The 4,385-nt window shown below is 73.8% G+C and carries 4 protein-coding genes; 3 read left to right on the top strand and 1 reads right to left on the bottom strand.

What is annotated here, in order from left to right; genetic code table 11:
- From AN218_RS30845 to AN218_RS30835, 3 genes are all read left to right on the top strand, one after another.
- Positions 1-1,355: ATP-binding protein (locus AN218_RS30845; RefSeq protein ID WP_070020332.1), on the top strand; the 1,355-nt coding region annotated here is incomplete at its 5' end.
- Positions 1,352-2,059, top strand: coding sequence for a LuxR C-terminal-related transcriptional regulator (locus tag AN218_RS30840; RefSeq protein WP_070020331.1), 708 nt, complete (start codon positions 1,352-1,354; stop codon positions 2,057-2,059). The genes AN218_RS30845 and AN218_RS30840, both read left to right, overlap by 4 nt.
- A 349-nt stretch (positions 2,060-2,408) precedes the next feature.
- Positions 2,409-3,512, top strand: coding sequence for a hypothetical protein (locus AN218_RS30835; RefSeq protein ID WP_141747771.1), 1,104 nt, complete (start codon positions 2,409-2,411; stop codon positions 3,510-3,512).
- An 80-nt stretch (positions 3,513-3,592) separates the two neighbouring features.
- Here the strand turns inward: AN218_RS30835 and AN218_RS30830 are convergent.
- A partial coding sequence (locus AN218_RS30830; RefSeq protein WP_141747770.1) for a LamG domain-containing protein occupies positions 3,593-4,385 on the bottom strand: 793 nt, incomplete at its 5' end.

Genomic DNA, 4,385 nt, shown 5'->3' with positions numbered 1-4,385 from the left:
ACGACGTCACGCCTCCGGCGCCGCCCCCGCTGCGCAAGCTCTACCGCAGCGCCGAGGGCCGCATGCTCGGCGGCGTCGCGCGGGGCCTGGCAGGGCACTTGGCGCTGCCGGTCTCCTGGGTGCGCATCGTCTTCATCGCCCTCACCGTGACCAACGGGCTGGGCGTCCTGCTCTACGCGGCCTTCTGGTTCGTCGTCCCGCTCGGTACGGGCGGTGTCGGGGCCGGTGCGGAGAAGGCCGCCGGACGCGGAGGCGGCAGGGGCGGGGAGCGCCGTACGCAGGGCCCCGACGGCACGGGCACCGCCGACGCCGGCGGCGCGGAGGCTCCGGGCCGCTCCGGAAAGAGCGATCCGTGGACGCGGCTGCACGTGCGCAAGCCCGACAAGGGCCAGCTCTTCGCCGTCGCGGCGCTGCTCGTCGGGGCGGCCGCGATCGCCGACAACCTCCAGTTCGGACAGGTCAACACCTATCTGTGGCCGGTGCTGCTGATCGGGCTCGGCGTGGTGCTGGTGTGGCGCCAGGCCGACGACGCCCGGCGTGCGCACTGGGCCGAAGTCAGCCGCCGCCGCGGGCTGGTGCCGATCGCGCGCAGCGCCGCCGGTGTGGTGCTGGTCGCCGCCGGGGTCAGCGGGATCGTGGTCGTACAGAGTTCGGCGAGCGACCTCGGGCCGGTCCTCCAGGCCGCGCTCGCCGTCCTCGTCGGCGTCGCCCTGCTCGCCGGGCCGTACTTCGTACGGATGATGCAGGACCTGTCCGAGGAACGGCTGATGCGCATCCGCGCCCAGGAACGTGCCGAAGTGGCCGCGCACGTACACGACTCGGTGCTGCACACCCTCACCCTGATCCAGCGCAGCGCGGACGAGCCCCGCGAAGTGGCCCGTCTCGCCCGTGCCCAGGAGCGCGAGCTGCGCGAGTGGCTCTACAAGCCGCGCGGCAGGGGCGAGGAGGACGAGGGACCGCAGACCCTCTCCGAGTCGGTCAAGGCGACGGCCGCCGAGGTCGAGGACCGCCACGGCGTGCCCGTCGAGGTCGTCTGCGTCGGCGACTGCCCCTTGGACGAGGGGCTGGACGCCCAGATCCAGGCAGCGCGCGAGGCGATGGTCAACGCCGCCAAGTACGGTGGCGACGGGGGCGCGGTGCAGGTCTTCGCGGAGGTGGAGGGCGGCACGGTCTTCGTGTCCGTACGGGACAGGGGCCCGGGCTTCGACCCGGACGCGGTGCCGGAGGACCGGATGGGCGTGCGCGAGTCCATCATCGGCCGCATGCGGCGCCACGGGGGCACGGCCCGGCTGCGGTCGGCTCCCGGTGAGGGGACAGAGGTGGAGCTGGAGATGGAGAGGGCGGCCCAGTCGTGACGCAGGAGACACCGGACGAGACGGCAGGCACCGCGGACGGCCCCGGACAGGTCCGGGTGGTCCTCGTCGACGACCACCGCATGTTCCGCGCGGGCGTGCAGGCGGAGATCGGACGGACGGAGGAGACGGGCGTCGACGTCGTCGGCGAGGCAGGCGACGTGGAGCAGGCCGTCACCGTCATCACGGCCACCCGGCCCGACGTCGTCCTGCTGGACGTGCACCTCCCGGGCGGCGGCGGGGTCGAAGTGCTGCGCCGCAGCGCCTCGTTGATGGGCGCGGCGGACTCGCCCGTACGCTTCCTCGCGCTCTCCGTCTCCGACGCCGCCGAGGACGTCATCGGGGTCATCCGCGGCGGCGCCCGCGGCTATGTCACCAAGACCATCACCGGTACGGATCTCGTCGGCGCCGTCTTCCGCGTCGCCGACGGGGACGCGGTCTTCTCGCCGCGCCTCGCGGGCTTCGTCCTCGACGCGTTCGCCTCGACCGACGCCCCGCCCGTCGACGAGGACCTCGACCGGCTCACCCAGCGCGAGCGCGAGGTGCTGCGGCTGATCGCCCGCGGCTACGCGTACAAGGAAGTGGGGAAGCAGCTCTTCATCTCGGTGAAGACGGTCGAATCCCATGTCTCGGCGGTGCTGCGCAAGTTGCAGCTCTCCAACCGCCATGAGCTGACCCGTTGGGCCGCGGCCCGCCGGCTGGTCTGAGACGGCTCTTCGCGGTACGGGGGGCGCCTCCGGTACGAGCGCTTCCGCGCGGCGGTACCGCCCGGACGTCGCGCCGTACCCCCTCGGTCACCGCACGGTCGCCCTCCGGTCACCGCCGCGTACCGCGATCGCCGCCGCCGGTCCGCGCGGAGCCCGTGTACCGCACACAGGCTCCGGTTTCGGCTGCGGGCACTCGCCGCCATGACGGAGGATGAGTGACGTGGCCCGCTCAACTTGTCGTGCAGAAGGCGGCGGGCTCGCTACCGGCCGAGGTGGATCCGGGGTATTCCGGGCCACTTGGTGAGCTGGGCTCTCGGCGGTGCGGGCACGTGCGCAGAAGGTGTTCGCTATGACTCAGCCACCGCAGGACGGTTCCGGCGGTCCCCGGTTCCGGCGCCGGCGGCCTCCCCCGGGGTCCGTGCCGCGGCAGCCGCCGCCGCAGCCGCCGACCGCGGGGTTCGGATACTGGGACTCCGCGAAGGACGCGCCCGCTCAGCCGCCCGGCATGTCCGCGCCACCGCCCGGCATGTCCGCACCGCCGGAGGATCCGCAGGACACGCCGGTGCCCCGGCAACGGCAGCAGCGGCAACAGCCGCAGCAACAACCGCAGCCCGGAGGGCCCGTACCGGCACCGCAGCCGCCCGGCACCCTCGTACCCCCGCAGCAGCAGCCGCTCTGGCAGCCGCCCGGACCGCCCTCGCCGCCGTCTCCGCCCGCCGCGCCCCCCTACGGGGATCTGTACGGACCGGGGCAGCGCCGCATGCACGGCTTCGGGCCGGCACCCAACGGGCCGCCGCCGGTGGCCCGTTCGAAGACGAAGCTCGTCCTGCTGCTGGCCGGCACCCTCGCCGGGCTGCTGCTCGCGGGCGGCGGCGTCTCCTACATGGTCGACCAGGAAGGCGGAGGAGGAGGGGGAACGGGCGCGGGCGCGCCGGAGGGCGGCGGCTCCGGCGGGGGCTCCGCCGACGAACGCCCCGAGGGCGGCAAGTCCGACGGCGGCAAGGGCGGAGACGGTGACGGCGGCGGTAAAGGCGGCGGCGGACGCGTGGTCGCGGGCAACGGCTTTGCGGGGACGTGGCGTTCGCAGGGCGGGCAGGCGCTGACGATAGGGGTCGCGAAGACGTCGGGCGACGCCAAGGGCAAGCACGCCGTCTCGTACGACCGTCCCGGCAGGCTGAGCACCTGCCCCGGCCTCGGCGAGGCCCGCACGTCCGGCGCCAAGTCGGACGGCACGTCGAGCGGCAAGACCGGCAGCAAGACCGGCGAGGTCTTCCGGCTGGCACTGCGCTGCGTCAACGGCAAGGTGAAGAGCCAACTCACGGGCGACGCCGTGCGTTCCGGCGACAAGCTCAGCGTCGAGTGGGACGGCGGCAGCAAGGACGCGTTCGCACGGCAGGGCGAGAGCGGACGCGGCGGCGGGAACGGAAGCGGGAGCGGGAGCGGAAAAGGCTGAGCGGGAGCGGTAAGGGCTGAGCGCGCCGCCACGCGGCCCGTGCCCGTATCCCGTACGCGTACGCCGTACGTATCCCGCTGCTACGACCCGCTCGCGAGTCCGCGCGCCTCGCTCCCCGTCAACGCCCGGTCGAAGGCCCGCACATCGTCGGCGGACCCCCTGAGCCCCTGGAAGAGTTCGCCGCCCAGCAGCGCACGCCCGACCGCGAAGCTGCCCCCGGCCCGCCAGTCGCTCTCCTGTGTGGCGCTGTCCTGGAGACGTCCGTCGACATACAGCCGCAGTCGGTGCCCGGGGTCGTCGTACACACCGATCAGATGGGTCCATGTACCCGCACGCGGACGGGACTTGGAGACCGCGGCGGACTTGCCCGCCTCCTGCGAGTCCGCGTCGGGGACGCTCATCGACCAGCGGTCCTCCTGCGAGTCGTAGCCGAGAGCGAAGCCGCTGACCTGGGCACCGTCCTGGCTGACGACGGCCTGTGTGCTGCCCTTGTCGAGCAGTTTCACGCGGGCCGACACGGAGAAGCTGCGGGTGGTGTCGAGCACGGGGCCCTCGGAGGAGACGCCCTGGTTCCCGTTGAACTCCAGGGCGCCGTCCACCCGGGTCGGCAGCGGGTCGCCGAAGAGCGTCCCGGTGACGTTGTGCGTCGAACTGTCCTCGGTGGTCGCGCCGTTGACCGTGTCGAAGAGCCAGACGAGGGCCGAGTCGCCGAGCGGTACGCCCTTCGCCGGCGCCTCCGGTGTGCCGCCGGGGCGGCCCTGTCCGCCGCCGCCTCCCGGGGGCCGTGGGACCGTCGTGGCCGTGACCGTCGAGGTGGCCGTGGCGGTCGCCGTGACCGACGACGATCCGGGCGCGGGCACCGGCCCCTGCGAG

This window comes from Streptomyces nanshensis, assembly GCF_001751255.1.
GTDB classification, from domain to species: Bacteria; Actinomycetota; Actinomycetes; order Streptomycetales; family Streptomycetaceae; genus Streptomyces; species Streptomyces nanshensis_A.
Note: the sequence above shows the minus strand (reverse complement) of the source record. Positions and strands in the feature narration are given on the sequence as shown.